This window comes from Caballeronia sp. J97 (assembly GCF_905220305.1).
In the GTDB taxonomy this organism is placed as follows: domain Bacteria; phylum Pseudomonadota; class Gammaproteobacteria; order Burkholderiales; family Burkholderiaceae; genus Caballeronia.
The window spans coordinates 34,089-49,925 of record NZ_CAJMZL010000024.1; the positions used below are offsets into that span (position 1 = coordinate 34,089).

Consider the following 15,837-nt stretch of genomic DNA (forward strand, 5'->3'; position numbering starts at 1 on the left):
GGGGCGACGCGATCGAGTACACTCGCGCTACGCCGGCCAGAAGCCGGCTTCGACCTGGAGGAAACATGAACAAAAACAGCCTGTTGCGAGCCGTCCGCATGTCGGCGCTCGCGGGCGCCGTGGCCACGGCATCGCTCTTTGCGGCAACCGCGGCGAACGCCGCCATCCCGAACAAGACGCTCGTCTACTGCTCGGAAGGCAGCCCGGCCGGCTTCGATCCGGCCCAGTACACCACCGGTACCGACTTCACAGCGAACACCTTCACGGTCTATAACCGTCTCGTCGAGTTCGAGCGCGGCGGCACGAAGGTCGAGCCGGGTCTCGCCGAAAAGTGGGATGTGTCGCCGGACGGTCTCACCTACACGTTCCATCTGCGTCACGGCGTGAAGTTCCAGACGACTTCGTTCTTCAAGCCGACGCGCGAATTCAACGCGGACGACGTGATCTTCACGTTCAACCGCATGCTCGATCCGAACAATCCGTTCCGCAAGGCGTACAACGTGCAGTTTCCGTACTTCACGGACCTCGGCATGGACAAGCTGATCTCGAAGATCGAGAAGGTGGATCCGTACACCGTGAAGTTCACGCTGAAGGAAGTGAGCGCGCCGTTCATCCAGAACATGGCGATGGAATACGCGTCGATCCTGTCGGCGGAATACACGGACAAGCTCCTGAAGGACGGCAAGGCGGCGGACATCAATCAGCAGCCGGTCGGCACGGGCCCGTTCATCTTCCGCAGCTACACGAAGGACGCGACCATCCGCTTCGACGGCAATCCGGATTACTGGAAGCCGAACGCGGTGCAGATCTCGAAGCTGATCTTCTCGATCACGCCGGACGCCGCCGTGCGCGTGCAGAAGCTGAAGAACAACGAATGCCAGGTGATGAGCTATCCGCGTCCGGGCGATATCGCGGCGCTGAAGTCGGCGTCGAACATCGATACGCCTTCGCAGGCGGGCTTCAACGAAGGCTATGTCGCGTACAACGTGACGAAGAAGGGCCTCGACAACACCGACGTGCGCCGCGCGCTCGACATGGCGATCAACAAGAAGGCGATCATCGATTCCGTGTATCAGGGCGCGGGCCAGCCGGCCACCGCACCGATGCCGCCGACGCAATGGTCCTATGACAAGAACCTGAAAGGCCAGACGTACGACACCGCGAAGGCGAAGGCGCTGCTCACGAAGGCGGGCTTCCCGAACGGCTTCGAGATCACGCTGTGGGCGATGCCGGTGCAGCGCGCGTACAACCCGAACGCGCGCCTGATGGCGGAAATGATCCAGGCCGACTGGGCGAAGATCGGCGTGAAGGCGAACATCGTGTCGTACGAGTGGGGCGAGTATCTGAAGCGCGCGCACGCGGGCGAACACGATGCGCTCCTGATCGGCTGGACCGGCGACAACGGCGATCCCGACAACTGGCTCGGCACGCTGCTCGGCTGCGATGCGGTGAAGGGCAGCAACTTCTCGAAGTGGTGCTACAAGCCGTTCGACGAGCTCGTCGTGAAGGGCCGTTCGACCACCGATGTCGCCGCGCGCACGAAGGCGTACACGGACGCGCAGCAGATTTTCGCGCAGCAGCTGCCGTTCTCTCCGATCGCGCACTCGACGGTCTATCAGCCCGTCAGCAAGAAGGTGACGAACATGAAGATCGAGCCGCTCGGCTACGCGCGCTTCGATGGCGTCGGCCTGCAATAAGGTTTTGCTGCGGAACGCTTTTTGCACTAAACCATAACTAATCGAAAAGGTCCGGCGGCGCGGGTCGACAACGATCCCGGCCGCCGGACGCGTTTTCAGTCCTCCCAATACCGAAAAGGGCGATCATGTTCCGATTCGTTTTGCGACGCATAGGAATGGTGATACCGACGTTCATCGGCATTACGATTCTCGCGTTCGCGCTGATTCACCTGATTCCTGGCGACCCCATCGAAGTGATGATGGGCGAACGCGGCGTGGACCCGGCGATGCACGCCGAAGCCATGAAGCGCCTCGGCCTCGACCAGCCGCTTCCGCTGCAATATCTCACTTACGTCGGGCACGCGCTGAAAGGCGATCTCGGCACGTCGATCATCACGAACACGAGCGTGATGGGCGAGTTCCTCGCGCGCTTTCCGGCGACCGTCGAGCTGTCCATCTGCGCGATGATCTTCGCGCTCGCCGTCGGACTGCCGGCGGGCGTCGCGGCGGCGCTCAAGCGCGGCACCGTCGTCGATCACGGCGTGATGGGCACCGCGCTCACCGGCTACTCGATGCCGATCTTCTGGTGGGGCTTGATCCTCATCATGTTCTTCTCGGCAAAGCTCGGCTGGACGCCGGTGTCGGGGCGCATCGCGGTGGAATACGACATTCCGCACGTCACCGGCTTCATGCTGATCGATTCGCTCTTCTCGACCGATGAGGGCGCGTTCACGTCGGCGCTCTCGCATCTGATTCTGCCGACCATCGTGCTCGGCACGATTCCGCTTGCGGTCGTCGCGCGCATGACGCGTTCGTCGATGCTCGAAGTGCTGCGCGAGGACTATATCCGCACGGCGCGCGCGAAGGGTTTGTCGCCGCTGCGCGTCGTGGTGGTTCACGCGCTGCGCAATGCGTTGATTCCCGTGGTGACCGTGATCGGTCTGCAGGTCGGCACGCTGCTCGCGGGCGCGGTGCTGACCGAGACGCTGTTCTCGTGGCCGGGCGTCGGCAAATGGCTCATCGATGCCATTTCGCGTCGCGACTATCCGGTCGTGCAAGGCGGCATTCTGATGATCGCGACGCTCGTGATCGTCGTGAATCTGGTCGTCGATCTGCTCTACGGCGTGTTGAATCCGCGCATTCGCCATACTCGCTGAGGAAACACAAGTTATGGCTGACGTTCAAAACAATCTCCCTCCGGGCGCGCTTACGCCGCCTTCCGGCCGCATGGTCGCGGCGCGCGAATTCTGGGCGAACTTCTCGCGCAATCGCGGCGCTGTCGTCGCGGGCGTGATCGTTCTGCTTTTGATTCTCGTCGCGCTCACCGCGCCGCTGATCGCGCCGCACAGTCCGATCGAGCAATACCGCGATCACGTGAAAATTCCGCCCGCGTGGCTCGAAGGCGGCAACCGCATGTTCCTGCTCGGCACCGACGAAGCCGGCCGCGACATCCTCTCGCGGCTGATGTACGGCGCGCGGCTGTCGTTCTGGATCGGCTTCGTGTCGGTGATTCTCGCCTTGATTCCGGGCGTCGTGCTCGGTCTGATGGCCGCGTTCTTCAACTGGCTCGATACGCCGATCATGCGCGTGATGGACGTGCTGCTCGCATTGCCGTCGCTGCTGCTCGCGGTGGCGGTCGTCGCGATCATCGGGCCGGGGCTCGTCAATACGATGCTCGCGATTGCGATCGTCGCGCTGCCGGGATATGTGCGCCTGACGCGCGCATCGGCACTCGGCGAGTTGCAGAAGGAATACGTGACGGCATCGCGCGTCGCGGGCGCGGGCACCGTGCGGCTGATGTTCTCGCAAGTGTTGCCGAACTGCGCCGCGCCGCTGATCGTGCAGGCGACGCTCGGTTTCTCGTCCGCGATTCTCGATGCCGCCGCGCTCGGCTTTCTCGGCCTCGGCGTGCAACCGCCGGCGGCGGAGTGGGGCGCGATGCTGGCATCGGCGCGCGATTACATCGAAAGCGCATGGTGGATCGTGACGATGCCGGGTCTGTCCATCCTGATTTCCGTGCTCGTCATCAACCTGCTCGGCGACGGTCTGCGCGATGCGCTCGATCCGAAACTCAAACGGATGGGCTGACATGAACGATCTTCTGACTATCCGTAATTTGCAGGTGACTTTCGGCGGCACGCAGGCCGTCGATCGCATCGATCTTTCCGTGAAGCCCGGCGAAGTGGTCGGCGTCGTCGGCGAATCCGGCTCCGGCAAGAGCGTCACGATGATGGCGCTGATGGGCCTCATCGACGCACCCGGCAAGGTCACCGCCGATCAGGTCACGTTCGACGGCAAGGACTTGCTGAAGGCGTCGGCGCGCGCGCGCCGCAGGATCATCGGCAAGGACATCGCGATGGTGTTCCAGGACGCGCTGACGAGCCTGAACCCGAGCTATACCGTCGGCTATCAGATCAAGGAAGTGCTGAAGCTGCACGAAGGCCTGCGCGGCGACGCGCTCGACCGGCGCGCGCTCGAACTGCTCGATCAGGTCGGCATTCCGGACGCGAAAAGCCGTATCAACGCGTTTCCGCATCAGATGTCGGGCGGCATGAACCAGCGCGTGATGATCGCGATGGCGGTCGCGTGCAATCCGAAGCTGCTGATCGCCGACGAGCCGACCACCGCGCTCGACGTGACGATCCAGGCGCAGATCATGGAATTGCTCGTGCGCCTGCAGAAGGAGCGCGGCATGGCGCTCGTGCTGATTTCGCACGATCTGGCCGTGGTGTCCGAAGTGGCGCAGCGCGTCGCGGTGATGTACGCGGGCGAGATCATCGAGACGAATCATGTGCCGACGATCTTCAGCGAGCCGCATCATCCATACACGGAAGCGCTGCTCGCCGCGATTCCCGAGCATAGCCGCGGCGCGGAGCGTCTCGCCGCGTTGCCGGGCATGGTGCCGGGCAAGGACGACCGGCCTACCGGATGCCTCTTCGCGCCGCGCTGCAAGTATGTCGTCGACGACTGCCGCAAGGGCCGGCCGAGTCTCTATCAGCTCGACAAGAACGATCCGGCCGTGCGCGCGCGATGCATCAAGCCGTTGAACATCGACGTAGTGGTGGAAGGAGGCGCGCGATGAACGCCGTACCGAAGGAATCGAATCAGGACATCGTGCTCGCCGCCGATCAGCTCACGAAGCATTACGACGTGAAGCGCAGCGCGTTCAAGCACGGCACGGTGAAGGCGCTCAACGGCGTATCGTTCGAGCTGAAGCGCGGGCGCACGCTCGCGGTCGTCGGCGAATCGGGATGCGGCAAGTCCACGCTCGCGCGCCAGCTGACGATGATCGAGGCGCCGACGTCGGGCCGCTTGCTGATCGAAGGCGACGACGTCGCGGGCGCGAGCAAGGCGAAGATCGCCGAATTGCGTCAGCGCGTGCAGATGGTGTTTCAGAATCCGTTCGCGTCGCTGAACCCGCGCAAGACCGTCGAGCAGACGCTCGGCGAACCGCTCGCGATCAACACGGCGCTGTCGTCGACGGAGCGGGCCGAGCGCATCGCGAAGATGATGCGCACCGTCGGCCTGCGGCCCGAGCACGCATCGCGCTATCCGCATATGTTTTCCGGCGGCCAGCGTCAGCGCGTGGCGATCGCGCGGGCGATGATTCTCGATCCGCAGATCGTCGTCGCCGATGAGCCGGTATCCGCGCTCGATGTGTCGATTCAGGCGCAGATCCTGAATCTGTTCATGGATCTGCAGGCGCAATTCGGCACGAGCTACGTGTTCATTTCGCATAACCTGTCGGTTGTGGAGCATATCGCCGACGACGTGATGGTGATGTACTTCGGCGGCGTCGCCGAGGTCGGCGACAAGAAGACGATCTTCGCGAAGCCGCGTCATCCGTACACGCGCGCGCTGATGTCCGCGACGCCCGCGATCTTCGAGGAAGACCGGCGCATCAAGATCAAGCTGCAGGGCGAGATGCCGTCGCCGCTCAATCCGCCATCGGGCTGCACGTTCCATCAGCGCTGCCCGTATGCGATCGAGCGATGCCGCGTGGAAGAGCCGAAACTGCGCGCGGTCGATGGACGTCAGGTGTCGTGCCATCGCGCCGAGGAGGTCGGCGAAGGCGAAGTCTGAATCTCGCCGGGCCCGTGCGCGGCGCGTCACGCGAATGTTTTAAGATGTCGGTCGTGCCGGATTCATTCGACAAGCCGCGCCTTCTGCGCGCGGCGTTCGCCAAAACGACAGCCCTCGTGCTGTCGTTCGTGCTGTTTACGGCGGGCGTTTCGGTTTCATCGCCGGGCTTCGCGGTAGTTGGTTCGCGCACGCCGCAGGCCGCGGGCGATGCCGGCTCGGCCGCCGCGCCTGCCACGCCCGCCAGTCCGGCTGCGCCACCGCGCGCGGATCGCTCGGACGGCACGACCGCGAGCGGCCCGGTGCGCGCGCAGCCGCCGCGCATGCCGTTCTATGTCGCGACCAAGGGCACGACGACCATCTATGTGCTCGGCACGCTCCACGTGGGTTTCGCGAGCGACTATCCGGCCGAGCAACCGTTTCGCAAACCGATACTCGCCGCGCTCGACGCATCGCCGACACTGGCGCTCGAAATTTCACCCGACGAACTCCTGCTCTCCCAGGACGATGTGAACCGTTACGGCATGTGCCGCAGCGAGTGTCTGCTCGACTATTTGCCGGACTCGATGTGGAAGAAGGTCGAGATGCGCATGCGCGGCAACCCGGACGCGCTGAAGGAATTGCGGCACACGCGTCCGTGGCTCGCCTCGATGCTGATCGAAACCTACGACACGTTGAAGGCGGGGTTTCAAAGCGAGTACGGGACCGAGGCACAGTTGCAGAATGTGTATCTGAGGGCGCGCGGGAAGATCGTCGGGCTGGAGACGTTGAACGAGCAGATCTCGACATTCACGCGGCTCACGTCGGCGCAGCAGCGCGAGATGCTCGCGCAGGATCTGGTGCAGACGCCGGCGGAGAACGTCGTGGACGTGAAGGAGCTGCACAGGCTGTGGCGCATCGGCGATGCGGATGCGTTGAAGGCCTGGGACGATGCGAAGTCGAGCAAGCTGGCGAGGAACAAGACGCTCGCGGCCCAGGTCGACAATCGCGTGGTTTATGAGCGCAACCGGCGGTTCGTCGCGAGGATGGTCGCGCTGGCTGCGCCGGATAAACCGGTGTTCGTGGCGATCGGGGCGTTGCATCTCGGCGGGCCGAGGGGGGTGCTGGAGCTTTTGAGGAAGAGAGGTTTTGCGGTGGAGGCGAGCTAGCGCCTCAGACTCGAACGCCCCTTCCACGACGGCTGGATCGCCATGATTGCGATGCGCCTGAGGTAATCAATGAGTCCAGAAGGCGGCGATATTATTCGGCAAATCAAATAATAAAAATCCTAAAATTGCCGAAATCTGCGTAATGCGCGAGTCACCACCAATTTCCACATATAATATTCGCTGCCGATATACAAATATTGACAACGAATATCGAAAAAATACTGCATATTATCTCTCTTAATTTGAGAGTTGCTGCTTCCGATATTTTGAACTCGTTCGGCAGTCCCCTAAACGGCTGCCTGTTGAATCAGTATCGACAGAGTCGCGCTGCTCGCCGGGTCCGACCTGGCGATATTTTGCAGGTTATTCCGACACACAACGAGCAATCACCAGATTAAGATCGTTGCTGCCGTTGCGTACAGGAACGCAGTCAAGGCTCGCACGACGGCAGTGTCCAAAGCCGTCCACGTCAGAGCGACACAACACGTTGGACCAACACTCCAGGTCGCCTATCGATCCGGTACCTCAGACGGTGGGGACCGGAAGAGCGAACCTGACCTCATGTGCTTGAAATCAGGAGCGCATAAGCGGACCCAGCCGCCCATTGTTACGGTCACGAATCCGCGAAATAAATTGAATCGGTAATTGAGTATGAAGATCACGATAATTGGCACTGGCTACGTCGGTCTGGTTACTGGCGCCTGCCTGGCTGAGATCGGTAATGAGGTCGCCTGTATTGACATCGACGAGGCAAAAATAGCGATTCTCAATAGTGGTGGGGTTCCGATTCATGAACCCGGCCTGAAAGAATTGATCGATCGCAATCGGGACGCCGGGCGCCTCTGGTTTTCGACTGACATGTCCGCCGGAGTCATGCATGGCTCCATTTTGTTCATCGCAGTCGGAACCCCGCCCGGCGAAGACGGATCAGCGGACGTGGGCTATGTTTTGGCCGCGGCACGCGGCATCGCATCGCACATGCGGGAATTCAAAGTCATTGTCAACAAATCGACCGTTCCGGTCGGCACTGCCGTTCGTGTCTCGGAAAGCGTGCAGCGCGAGTTGGCAAGTCGCGGCGTGCCGTACGGATTCACCGTCGTGTCGAATCCGGAGTTTCTAAAGGAAGGCGCCGCGATTCAGGACTTCATGCGTCCGGATCGCATCGTGATTGGTCACGCCGACGACGAAGCGGGCCAATTCGGGCGCGAGCAAATGGCCACGCTCTACAAGCCCTTCAATCGAAACCACGAACGTACGATGTACATGGACGTTCGCTCAGCGGAATTCACGAAATACGCGGCCAACTCAATGCTGGCAGCGCGCATATCGTTCATGAACGAGCTGGCGAACCTGGCCGAGCGCGTCGGCGCCGACATCGAATCGGTTCGCCGCGGCATGGGTTCGGATCCACGCATTGGGTACGACTTCCTCTATTCGGGTGTCGGATATGGCGGCTCGTGTTTTCCGAAGGACGTTCAGGCGCTTGCGCGCATCGGCGCCGAATTCGGTGCGCCGATGCGGATCTTGAACGCAGTACAGGAAGTCAACCGTCAACAGAGCGATATTTTCACGCACAAGATCACGAGCCGGTTGGGTGAGCGGTTGGATGATCTCGTATTCGCAGTCTGGGGACTCGCCTTCAAGCCGAACACCGATGACATGAGGGAAGCGCCGAGCCGGGCAATCATCGCGAATCTTCTCGCTCGAGGGGCGCGCGTAAAAGCTTACGACCCGGTGGCGATGGAAGAAGCCGGCAAGGCAATGGCCTCGGACATGCAATCGGATCCGGAGCAATTGTCGCGCTTCGAGCTGGCTGATAGCGCCGACGAAGCGGCAATGGGCGCCGATGCTCTGGTTGTCGTCACCGAGTGGAAGGAATTCAAGATGCCGAACTTCCAGCATCTCCACAAGCTGCTGAAAACCCCCTTGATCTTCGACGGCCGCAACCTCTACGAATCAGACGCCTTGGCGGGCGCTGGCTTCGAGTACTACTGCATGGGGCGTCCGGCCATTCATCCGGCCAAAGCGCAGGACATCGGACACGAAACGGCTCGCATCGGGATTCAATGAGCCAAGGCGGCTCTCCGCCCGCGATAAGAGCGTCGATTGACCGATTCGCGATAGCGGATCCGGCCGCCCACCTTCATTCATAGCTATGCAAATTTTCCCTCTCATCTTGTGTGGAGGTAAGGGTAGTCGCCTTTGGCCCATGTCCAGAGGCAGCTACGCCAAACAATATCTCGCTCTGACCGATGAACGAAGTCTTCTCCAAAAGACCGCGTTACGTCTTCGAGCACTCCGCGATATAACACCGCCTATCGTCGTGACGAGCAACGAACAGCGGTTCCTCGTTGCCGAGCATTTGCGGCAGATAGATGTCACGCCTTCGGCCGTTGTGCTGGAGCCCGTGAGTCGAAACACCGCTCCGGCGACCGCTGTCGCGGCAATTCTTGCGTTACGCCAATGTCCCGATGCTGCGCTGCTGGTGCTGCCCTCCGATCACGCGATAGAGAACGAGGAGGCGTTCGTCCGTGCGGTTTCATTGGCAACGGATGCTGCAACAAACAATTTCCTCGTGGCTTTTGGGATAACGCCCAGTGAGCCGCATTCGGGATACGGATATATTCGTACGGGTGATGTTCTGGCAGACAGCGGGCATGCACTCAACATCGAAGGCTTCGTAGAGAAACCATCGGTCGAGACCGCCCGCTCCTTCCTGGAGGAAGGAACTTATCTCTGGAACAGCGGAATGTTCATGTTCAGGGCAGATCGCTATCTGGCCGAACTGGAAGCACATGAGCCGCACATGGTGACGCAGGCCCATCGTGCAGTCGATGAAGCGTGTCGGGACAATGACTTCCTTCGCCTGAACGAGTCGGTCTTCAGTGCATGCGCCAACCTGTCGATCGACCACGCCGTCATGGAGCGGACTGCTCACGCCGCGGTGATCCCGAGCGACGATCTGGGATGGAACGACATCGGATCGTGGAGTTCGCTCCACGACCTGGCTGACCACGATGCACAGGGCAATGCGCTATCGGGCGATATCGTCTGTGAGTCTGTTTCGAATTGCTTCATTCGCGCTGATCACAGGCTGGTCGCCGCGGTCGGAGTCGACAATCTGGTTATCGTCGAAACGCCGGATGCAGTGCTGGTGGCGAGTCGTGACAAGGCGCAAGACGTGAGGAAAATCGTCGAAAGACTGGAAGCGGACAAGCGCGTCGAAGCGAGCGCTCATCGACGGGTTTTCAGGCCTTGGGGTTGGTACGAAAGCATCGACCACGGCGATCGTTTTCAGGTGAAGCGCATCGTCGTGAATCCGGGAGCGCAACTCAGTCTTCAGTTGCACCATCATCGCGCTGAACATTGGGTCGTCGTGAAGGGAACTGCGGTCGTAACGAACGGTGATAGCAAGACGATTCTCTCGGAGAATCAGTCGACCTTCATAGCGTTGGGCATCGCTCATCGATTGGCTAATCCAGGAAGGATTCCGCTCGAATTGATCGAGGTTCAGTCCGGTACGTATCTCGGAGAGGACGACATAGTTCGTCTGGAAGATACGTATGGCCGTGCGTAGGCAAGGTTGTAGGTAGACGGTGCCTGGTGGCGTCCATACGACTGCAACAAGGGAACCCAGACCGACACGTTCAACCTGATTCTGCTGGTTGGGTCTCTGCCCATGACCAAGGTTGAGCAAAGATTCTATAAATTTGTAAGTGATGGCATTTATTAGGATATCTGATTTAGCTTGTATCGTATCAGGGGCATTCCTGGCATCGAAGTTGGGTCAATCGATGGTTCCTGAATTGCCTCCTTTGATCGGAGAACGGGTGGCATTTGCGGTAGCGCTATCCCTGAGCGTGTTTCCCGCGTTCGGTTGCTACCGCCTCGGCCTTACGCCATCGATGAGGCGATCGATCGGCCGGGCGATCGCGGCTTGGCTCGCGGTGCAGGCATGCGAAATAGCGATCGGTTATCTGCTTCGAGACTCGGATGCGATTCCTTTCCGCTGGAATATGTATTGGATGCTTCTGAGCGGCTTCGGGATGCTCATGACGAGACTTCTGATGCGTTACTCGCAGCGCCTGAAACGCCTCAACGCGGAAAAGCGCGAGAAGCGCGAGAAGCGCGAAGCGGCCGCTTCGGAAGGCGTTTCGCTGCGTTCTCGACGCATGCTGAAACGGGCTTTCGATGTCGTGATGTCGGCGTTCCTGTTGGTGCTTCTATCGCCCTTCTTCTGCCTGATTTCGCTCGCTGTCCGGCGCGACGGCGGACGGGCGATTTTCGGGCACGAGCGGATCGGACGAGGCGGCAAGAAGTTCGCCTGCTGGAAGTTCCGCACGATGGTGACCAATGCCGACGCTGTTCTGGCAGACCTGCTTGCTCGCGACGCGAAGGCGCGCGAAATGTGGGAGCGCGAATTCAAGCTGAAGGACGATGTCCGAGTCACGCCGGTTGGGCGGCTCCTTCGCGAAACCAGTCTGGACGAATTGCCGCAGCTATGGAACGTGTTGCGTGGCGACATGAGCCTGGTGGGCCCGAGGCCGATCGTCGAGGCGGAGTTGCAGAAGTACGGTGAATTCAAGTCTCGCTATCTGAGCGCAACCCCGGGCATGACCGGACTCTGGCAGATCAGTGGGCGTAACGACGTCGACTATGAGACTCGCGTCAATCTGGATACGGCCTATATAAGCAACTGGTCGCTTACGGAGGATTTTCGCATTCTCATCAGGACCTTCAGTGTCGTCCTGCGGCGGGTCGGAGCCTATTGAATGCACGAGTCGAATGCACGAGTCGGATCACACCTTCGATGCGCTCGGGCCTGAGATGAATTTCCGGCCTTTGGTAACAAACATGATCCGATGCAAACATGCGGACGAAACCCTCGCACGTTCATCGAGATGTTCTTTTAACGGTACTGCGTCGATCGGTTTCGTCGACCCTCAAGCAACCAAAATGACATACGAAGTTGTGCCGCCCAAAGCGGCCGCGATTGGAAAAGCATTGTGGCAAGGCACACAAGGCATCGCGGCTATCGTTCTGTGTGCCGCGCTCGGCGCTTGCGCCGTCGCACCCGGTATGCAGATGAATAGCACCGCCACGCTGCCGGTTGTTGCCGGCAGTGCGAATGCATCCGCGAGTTCCGAAAATATTCCGATCCGGGACATCGATCTCTCGCTCATCAGGACGATCCAGAGCGAAACCGCGGCAAGTGGCGGCCTTGACGATCCCTCGCTGCTCGCGGCGCCTGGGCCCTATGCCATCGGGCCAGGCGATGTGCTCCAAATCACGGTCTGGGATCACCCCGAGATCGCCGCGGCGGCAGGCGCACCGCTTCAAAGCCCCACGCGAACGGCTGATCCGGCGCCCGGATTCGTCGTGGATCAAACTGGCGATCTCCAGTTCCCCTACGTCGGCCATATCCGCGTTGCCGGACTGCGCCCTGACGAAGCCCGGCAGTTGCTCGTGGCGCAGCTCGGAAAAACGCTGCGCTCACCGCAGGTGACATTGCGCGTGGCGTCGTTTCGCTCTCAGGCAGCTTATATCGACGGTGAAGTCCACGCTCCCGGCGTTCAGCCGGTCAACGACATTCCAATGTCGATCTACGACGCGATCAGCCGGGCAGGCGGTTTCAGTTCGACCGCTGATCAAAGCCGTGTCGTCCTGATCCGCAACGGGAAGTCTCATTTGATCAATTTCACGGCCATGCTCAGCCGCGGTCAAAGCCCGGCGCAAATCGTACTGCGTAACAAGGATGTCGTTCGCGTCCTGGCCAGAACGGACAGCCCGGTGTACGTCATGGGTGAAGTGAACAAGCCGGCCAGCGCGGTGCCGATGACAAACGGCAAGCTCACACTGAGCGACGCGCTCTCCCAGGCGGGCAGCCTCAACAGCATGAGCGCCGACGCGGCGCAGATCTACGTCATCCGCAACGCTTCGGCGTCCGAGCCGCAGGTGTTCCATCTGAACGCGCGCTCGCCGGTCGCCATGATCCTTGCCAACCAGTTCGACCTGCACCCGTCAGACGTCGTCTACGTCGACGGCAATGGCCTCGTGCGCTTCAGCCGCGTGCTTTCCTTGTTGTTGCCAGCCATCAATGCCGGCTTGACTGCGGCGGTCGTGGCGAAATGATGCTTGCCTCGACGATTGCACGCGAATCGCGCCCGGATGCCATCGGGCTTTCGTCTCCGTCGATACGCGGCGTTGACGAAGCCGCAGCGGAGACGGCGGCGTGATCATGTTCAAGCGAGTACTGGTGGTTTGCACCGGGAACATTTGCAGAAGCCCGATGGGCGCCGCGCTGCTGAAACACGCTTGCGAATCCATCGACATCGTTTCGGCGGGTCTGCACGCGCTGGACGGGCATGGCGCGGACCCGCTCGCGATCGAGCTCATGGCGCAGCGGGGTATCGACATCGAGAGCCATGTCGCACGGCAGCTCACGCGCGAAACGGCCGTCAGCGCCGACCTCATTCTGGTCATGGAAGCGGCTCAGAAGCGGGACATCGAATCCTGGCTCCCCGAAACGAGGGGGCGCATATTCCGCTTCCTGGAAAGCCGCGCGATCGATGTGCCCGATCCATACCGTAAATCCAGGCAGCACTTTAGTTTGACGCTCGACTTGATGGTCGAGGGAACCGCGGATTGGGTAGCGAAGCTGGGCATGCCAGCAGTAACAGGGAAATAACAGATGTCAGTTACAAGCGACGATCAACTCAGAGCATTCATGCAACCGAATGCCGACGGCGAAAAGGGAATGGGCGACTATCTGGCTATCCTATGGGATGGCCGTTGGATGGCGGCGATCGTCACGATGATCATTCTGGTGCTCGGCACGCTCTATGCGTTTCTCGCGCCGCCTACCTATCGGTCGAACTTTGCCGTGCAAATCGAGCAGCCCAACCCTGTGGGAACGACTGCCTCGACATTGCTCGGTCAGAACCTGTCAGGGTTCCTTGGCGTGTCATCGCAGGCGACGACGGAGATCGAGGTTCTCAACTCGCGCCTGGTCCTCGGACAGACGGTCGACGATCTGCGTCTGTTCATCGTGGCCGAGCCACGGCGCTTTCCGGTGCTCGGCCGGCTGGTTGCAAAGTCCGCTGATAAGGATCAGGTCAGCAAGCCATTGTTCGGGCTGCGCAGCTACGCGTGGGGCACCGAGAGCATCGACGTCGATGTGTTCGACGTCCCGCCGCAGCTGTATCGCGCCAAGTGGATCGTCGTGGCGGAAAAAGGCGGCAAATATCGGCTGCTTCTCGACGGCGAGAAAATCCTCGATGGGGTCACGGGAAAGCTGGAGTCGGGCGAAACCGACGCCGGCAAAGTGTCGTTGAAGATCGACAGGATGATTGGCGAGCCGGATACCGAATTCACACTGATCCGCAACGAGCGACTGGATACGATCGACCAACTGTCCAAGTCCCTGCTGATCGAGGAGCGCAGCAAGGATTCCGGCGTGGTCGGCGTCACGCTGGAAGGCAAAGATCCCGCTCAGATCGCTCGCGTGCTCAATGAGATGGCGCAGACCTATCTGCGGCAGAACGCTGACCGAAAAGCAGCCGAAGCTCAGAATATGATCTCCTTCCTCGAGGGACAGCTACCACTCGTCAAGTCGCAGCTCGAAGTGTCGGAGAAAGCGTATAACGATTTCCGGCGTGAGCATGCGGTTCTCGACCTGGGCGAGGAAGCCAAACTGTTGCTCAAGCAGAGCGTGGATGGCGAAGCGCAACTGGCTGAATTGCAACAGCGCAGGGCCGCGCTGATACCGCGGTTCATGGAAACGGCACCCGACGTGAACGCGATCGATCAGCAAATCGCGGCTCTGAAGAGCACTATCTCGGCGGGTAAGGACCGGATCAAACGCCTGCCGAACGACGAGCAGGCGGCACTCGGTCTGAAGCGCGACCTTGAGGTGAATACACAGATCTATGTGAACCTGCTCAACAACCTCGAGCAGTTACGCGTCGTGAAGGCAGGGAGAATCGGGAGCGTGCGAATCGTCGACAACGCGGTCACGCCGTATTTCCCGGTGAAGCCCAAGAAGTTGCTGGTCGTTTGCCTGTCCGCGATCGTTGGCCTGCTGTTGGGCATCTGCACCGCGTTCGCCCGGGCCGGGATGCAATCCGGCGTTGAAGATTGCGAGGAGATCGAAAGCGGACTGGGCCTCCCCGTGTACGCGACGATTCCGCATAGCGGTGGCGAGTCGGGTCTGATGCCGCTGCTCCGAAAACAGAAGCGCGGAAGTTGCCTCGCTTACGAGAACGCGTCTGACAGCGCGATCGAGAGCGTGCGCAGCCTTGCCACGACATTGCACTTCGCCCTGCAGGGCGCATCGAACAATTCGATCATGATCTCCGGCCCGGCGCCGGGAGTCGGCAAGTCGTTCGTGGCCTCCAACCTGGGCGCGATACTGGGTTCCATGAACAAGCGCGTGCTGTTGATCGATGCGGACTTGCGGCGCGGCGCTCTGCACGACTCTTTCGGCGTCGACCGAGGCCGAGGTCTTTCGGACATCGTTTCGGGCATGGGCAAGTTCGAGGATTGCGTGCATCGCGGAGTCGGTCCCGGCCTGGATTTGATCTCGACTGGCGCGATCCCGTCGAACCCGGTCGACTTGCTCCTGCACCCGGGCTTCGATCGTTTCCGGAAAGAAGTTTGCGCGCAATACGACATCGTCCTGTTCGACACAGCACCCGTGCTGGCCGTGACCGATGCGGCCATCATTGGCCGTCTGACCGGCATGGCGCTGCTCGTCCTGCGTTTCGGCGCACATCCGGCCAGAGAGATCGAAATGACAGTGCGTCGGCTGACGCAAGCGGGCGTCAATCTGAAGGGCACCGTGATGAATCAGGTTCCGCTCGCGAACGGCAAGCTTCGATACGGCCGATACAAGTACGCGTATCAGTACTCTTACGATGACAAGCGTTGAACGG

General features: G+C 60.7%; 12 protein-coding genes. All 12 read left to right on the forward strand.

Features of this window, described 5'->3' with window-relative positions:
• Positions 1-65 precede the first annotated feature (65 nt).
• The 12 genes from U4Y90_RS25610 to U4Y90_RS25665 all read left to right on the forward strand — a co-directional run bounded on the left by U4Y90_RS25610 (position 66) and on the right by U4Y90_RS25665 (position 15,833).
• Positions 66-1,697 carry an ABC transporter substrate-binding protein gene (locus U4Y90_RS25610; RefSeq protein ID WP_321798773.1) on the forward strand — a complete coding sequence of 544 codons (1,632 nt, stop codon included), beginning with the start codon at positions 66-68 and terminating at the stop codon, positions 1,695-1,697.
• A gap of 125 nt (positions 1,698-1,822) precedes the next feature.
• Positions 1,823-2,833: an ABC transporter permease subunit gene (locus U4Y90_RS25615; RefSeq protein ID WP_321798775.1), complete on the forward strand. Its 1,011-nt coding sequence runs from the start codon at positions 1,823-1,825 to the stop codon at positions 2,831-2,833.
• Between the two features lie 13 nt (positions 2,834-2,846).
• Entirely contained in the window at positions 2,847-3,764 is a 918-nt protein-coding gene (locus U4Y90_RS25620) for an ABC transporter permease subunit (protein ID WP_321798776.1), read from the forward strand.
• Position 3,765: 1 nt separating this feature from the next.
• Complete coding sequence (locus U4Y90_RS25625) at positions 3,766-4,758, forward strand: ABC transporter ATP-binding protein (protein ID WP_321798778.1); 993 nt, start codon at positions 3,766-3,768, stop codon at positions 4,756-4,758.
• A complete protein-coding gene (locus tag U4Y90_RS25630; RefSeq protein ID WP_321798779.1) occupies positions 4,755-5,759 on the forward strand; it encodes a peptide ABC transporter ATP-binding protein in 1,005 nt (334 codons plus the stop codon). The genes U4Y90_RS25625 and U4Y90_RS25630 overlap by 4 nt, the downstream gene beginning before the upstream one ends.
• 44 nt (positions 5,760-5,803) lie before the next feature.
• Complete coding sequence (locus U4Y90_RS25635; RefSeq protein ID WP_321798781.1) at positions 5,804-6,904, forward strand: TraB/GumN family protein; 1,101 nt, start codon at positions 5,804-5,806, stop codon at positions 6,902-6,904.
• Positions 6,905-7,555: 651 nt separating this feature from the next.
• Entirely contained in the window at positions 7,556-8,974 is a 1,419-nt protein-coding gene (locus tag U4Y90_RS25640) for a UDP-glucose/GDP-mannose dehydrogenase family protein (RefSeq protein ID WP_321798783.1), read from the forward strand.
• Positions 8,975-9,059: 85 nt separating this feature from the next.
• Entirely contained in the window at positions 9,060-10,481 is a 1,422-nt protein-coding gene (locus tag U4Y90_RS25645) for a mannose-1-phosphate guanylyltransferase/mannose-6-phosphate isomerase (protein ID WP_321798785.1), read from the forward strand.
• A 142-nt stretch (positions 10,482-10,623) separates the two neighbouring features.
• Positions 10,624-11,676: a sugar transferase gene (locus tag U4Y90_RS25650; protein ID WP_321798901.1), complete on the forward strand. Its 1,053-nt coding sequence runs from the start codon at positions 10,624-10,626 to the stop codon at positions 11,674-11,676.
• Positions 11,677-11,689: 13 nt separating this feature from the next.
• Positions 11,690-13,036, forward strand: coding sequence for a polysaccharide biosynthesis/export family protein (locus U4Y90_RS25655; protein WP_321798787.1), 1,347 nt, complete (start codon positions 11,690-11,692; stop codon positions 13,034-13,036).
• A 106-nt stretch (positions 13,037-13,142) separates the two neighbouring features.
• Positions 13,143-13,592: a low molecular weight protein-tyrosine-phosphatase gene (locus U4Y90_RS25660; RefSeq protein WP_321798902.1), complete on the forward strand. Its 450-nt coding sequence runs from the start codon at positions 13,143-13,145 to the stop codon at positions 13,590-13,592.
• A gap of 39 nt (positions 13,593-13,631) precedes the next feature.
• A complete protein-coding gene (locus U4Y90_RS25665) occupies positions 13,632-15,833 on the forward strand; it encodes a polysaccharide biosynthesis tyrosine autokinase (RefSeq protein ID WP_321798788.1) in 2,202 nt (733 codons plus the stop codon).
• The last annotated feature ends 4 nt before the right edge of the window (positions 15,834-15,837 follow it).

What these genes read in the sequence shown, in the direction of transcription:
- U4Y90_RS25610 (WP_321798773.1), top strand. Translation starts at nt 66, where the DNA reads ATGAACAAAAACAGCCTGTTGCGAGCCGTCCGCATGTCGGCGCTCGCG.
- U4Y90_RS25615 (WP_321798775.1), top strand. Translation starts at nt 1,823, where the DNA reads ATGTTCCGATTCGTTTTGCGACGCATAGGAATGGTGATACCGACGTTC.
- U4Y90_RS25620 (WP_321798776.1), top strand. Translation starts at nt 2,847, where the DNA reads ATGGCTGACGTTCAAAACAATCTCCCTCCGGGCGCGCTTACGCCGCCT.
- U4Y90_RS25625 (WP_321798778.1), top strand. Translation starts at nt 3,766, where the DNA reads ATGAACGATCTTCTGACTATCCGTAATTTGCAGGTGACTTTCGGCGGC.
- U4Y90_RS25630 (WP_321798779.1), top strand. Translation starts at nt 4,755, where the DNA reads ATGAACGCCGTACCGAAGGAATCGAATCAGGACATCGTGCTCGCCGCC.
- U4Y90_RS25635 (WP_321798781.1), top strand. Translation starts at nt 5,804, where the DNA reads ATGTCGGTCGTGCCGGATTCATTCGACAAGCCGCGCCTTCTGCGCGCG.
- U4Y90_RS25640 (WP_321798783.1), top strand. Translation starts at nt 7,556, where the DNA reads ATGAAGATCACGATAATTGGCACTGGCTACGTCGGTCTGGTTACTGGC.
- U4Y90_RS25645 (WP_321798785.1), top strand. Translation starts at nt 9,060, where the DNA reads ATGCAAATTTTCCCTCTCATCTTGTGTGGAGGTAAGGGTAGTCGCCTT.
- U4Y90_RS25650 (WP_321798901.1), top strand. Translation starts at nt 10,624, where the DNA reads ATGGCATTTATTAGGATATCTGATTTAGCTTGTATCGTATCAGGGGCA.
- U4Y90_RS25655 (WP_321798787.1), top strand. Translation starts at nt 11,690, where the DNA reads ATGCACGAGTCGGATCACACCTTCGATGCGCTCGGGCCTGAGATGAAT.
- U4Y90_RS25660 (WP_321798902.1), top strand. Translation starts at nt 13,143, where the DNA reads ATGTTCAAGCGAGTACTGGTGGTTTGCACCGGGAACATTTGCAGAAGC.
- U4Y90_RS25665 (WP_321798788.1), top strand. Translation starts at nt 13,632, where the DNA reads ATGCAACCGAATGCCGACGGCGAAAAGGGAATGGGCGACTATCTGGCT.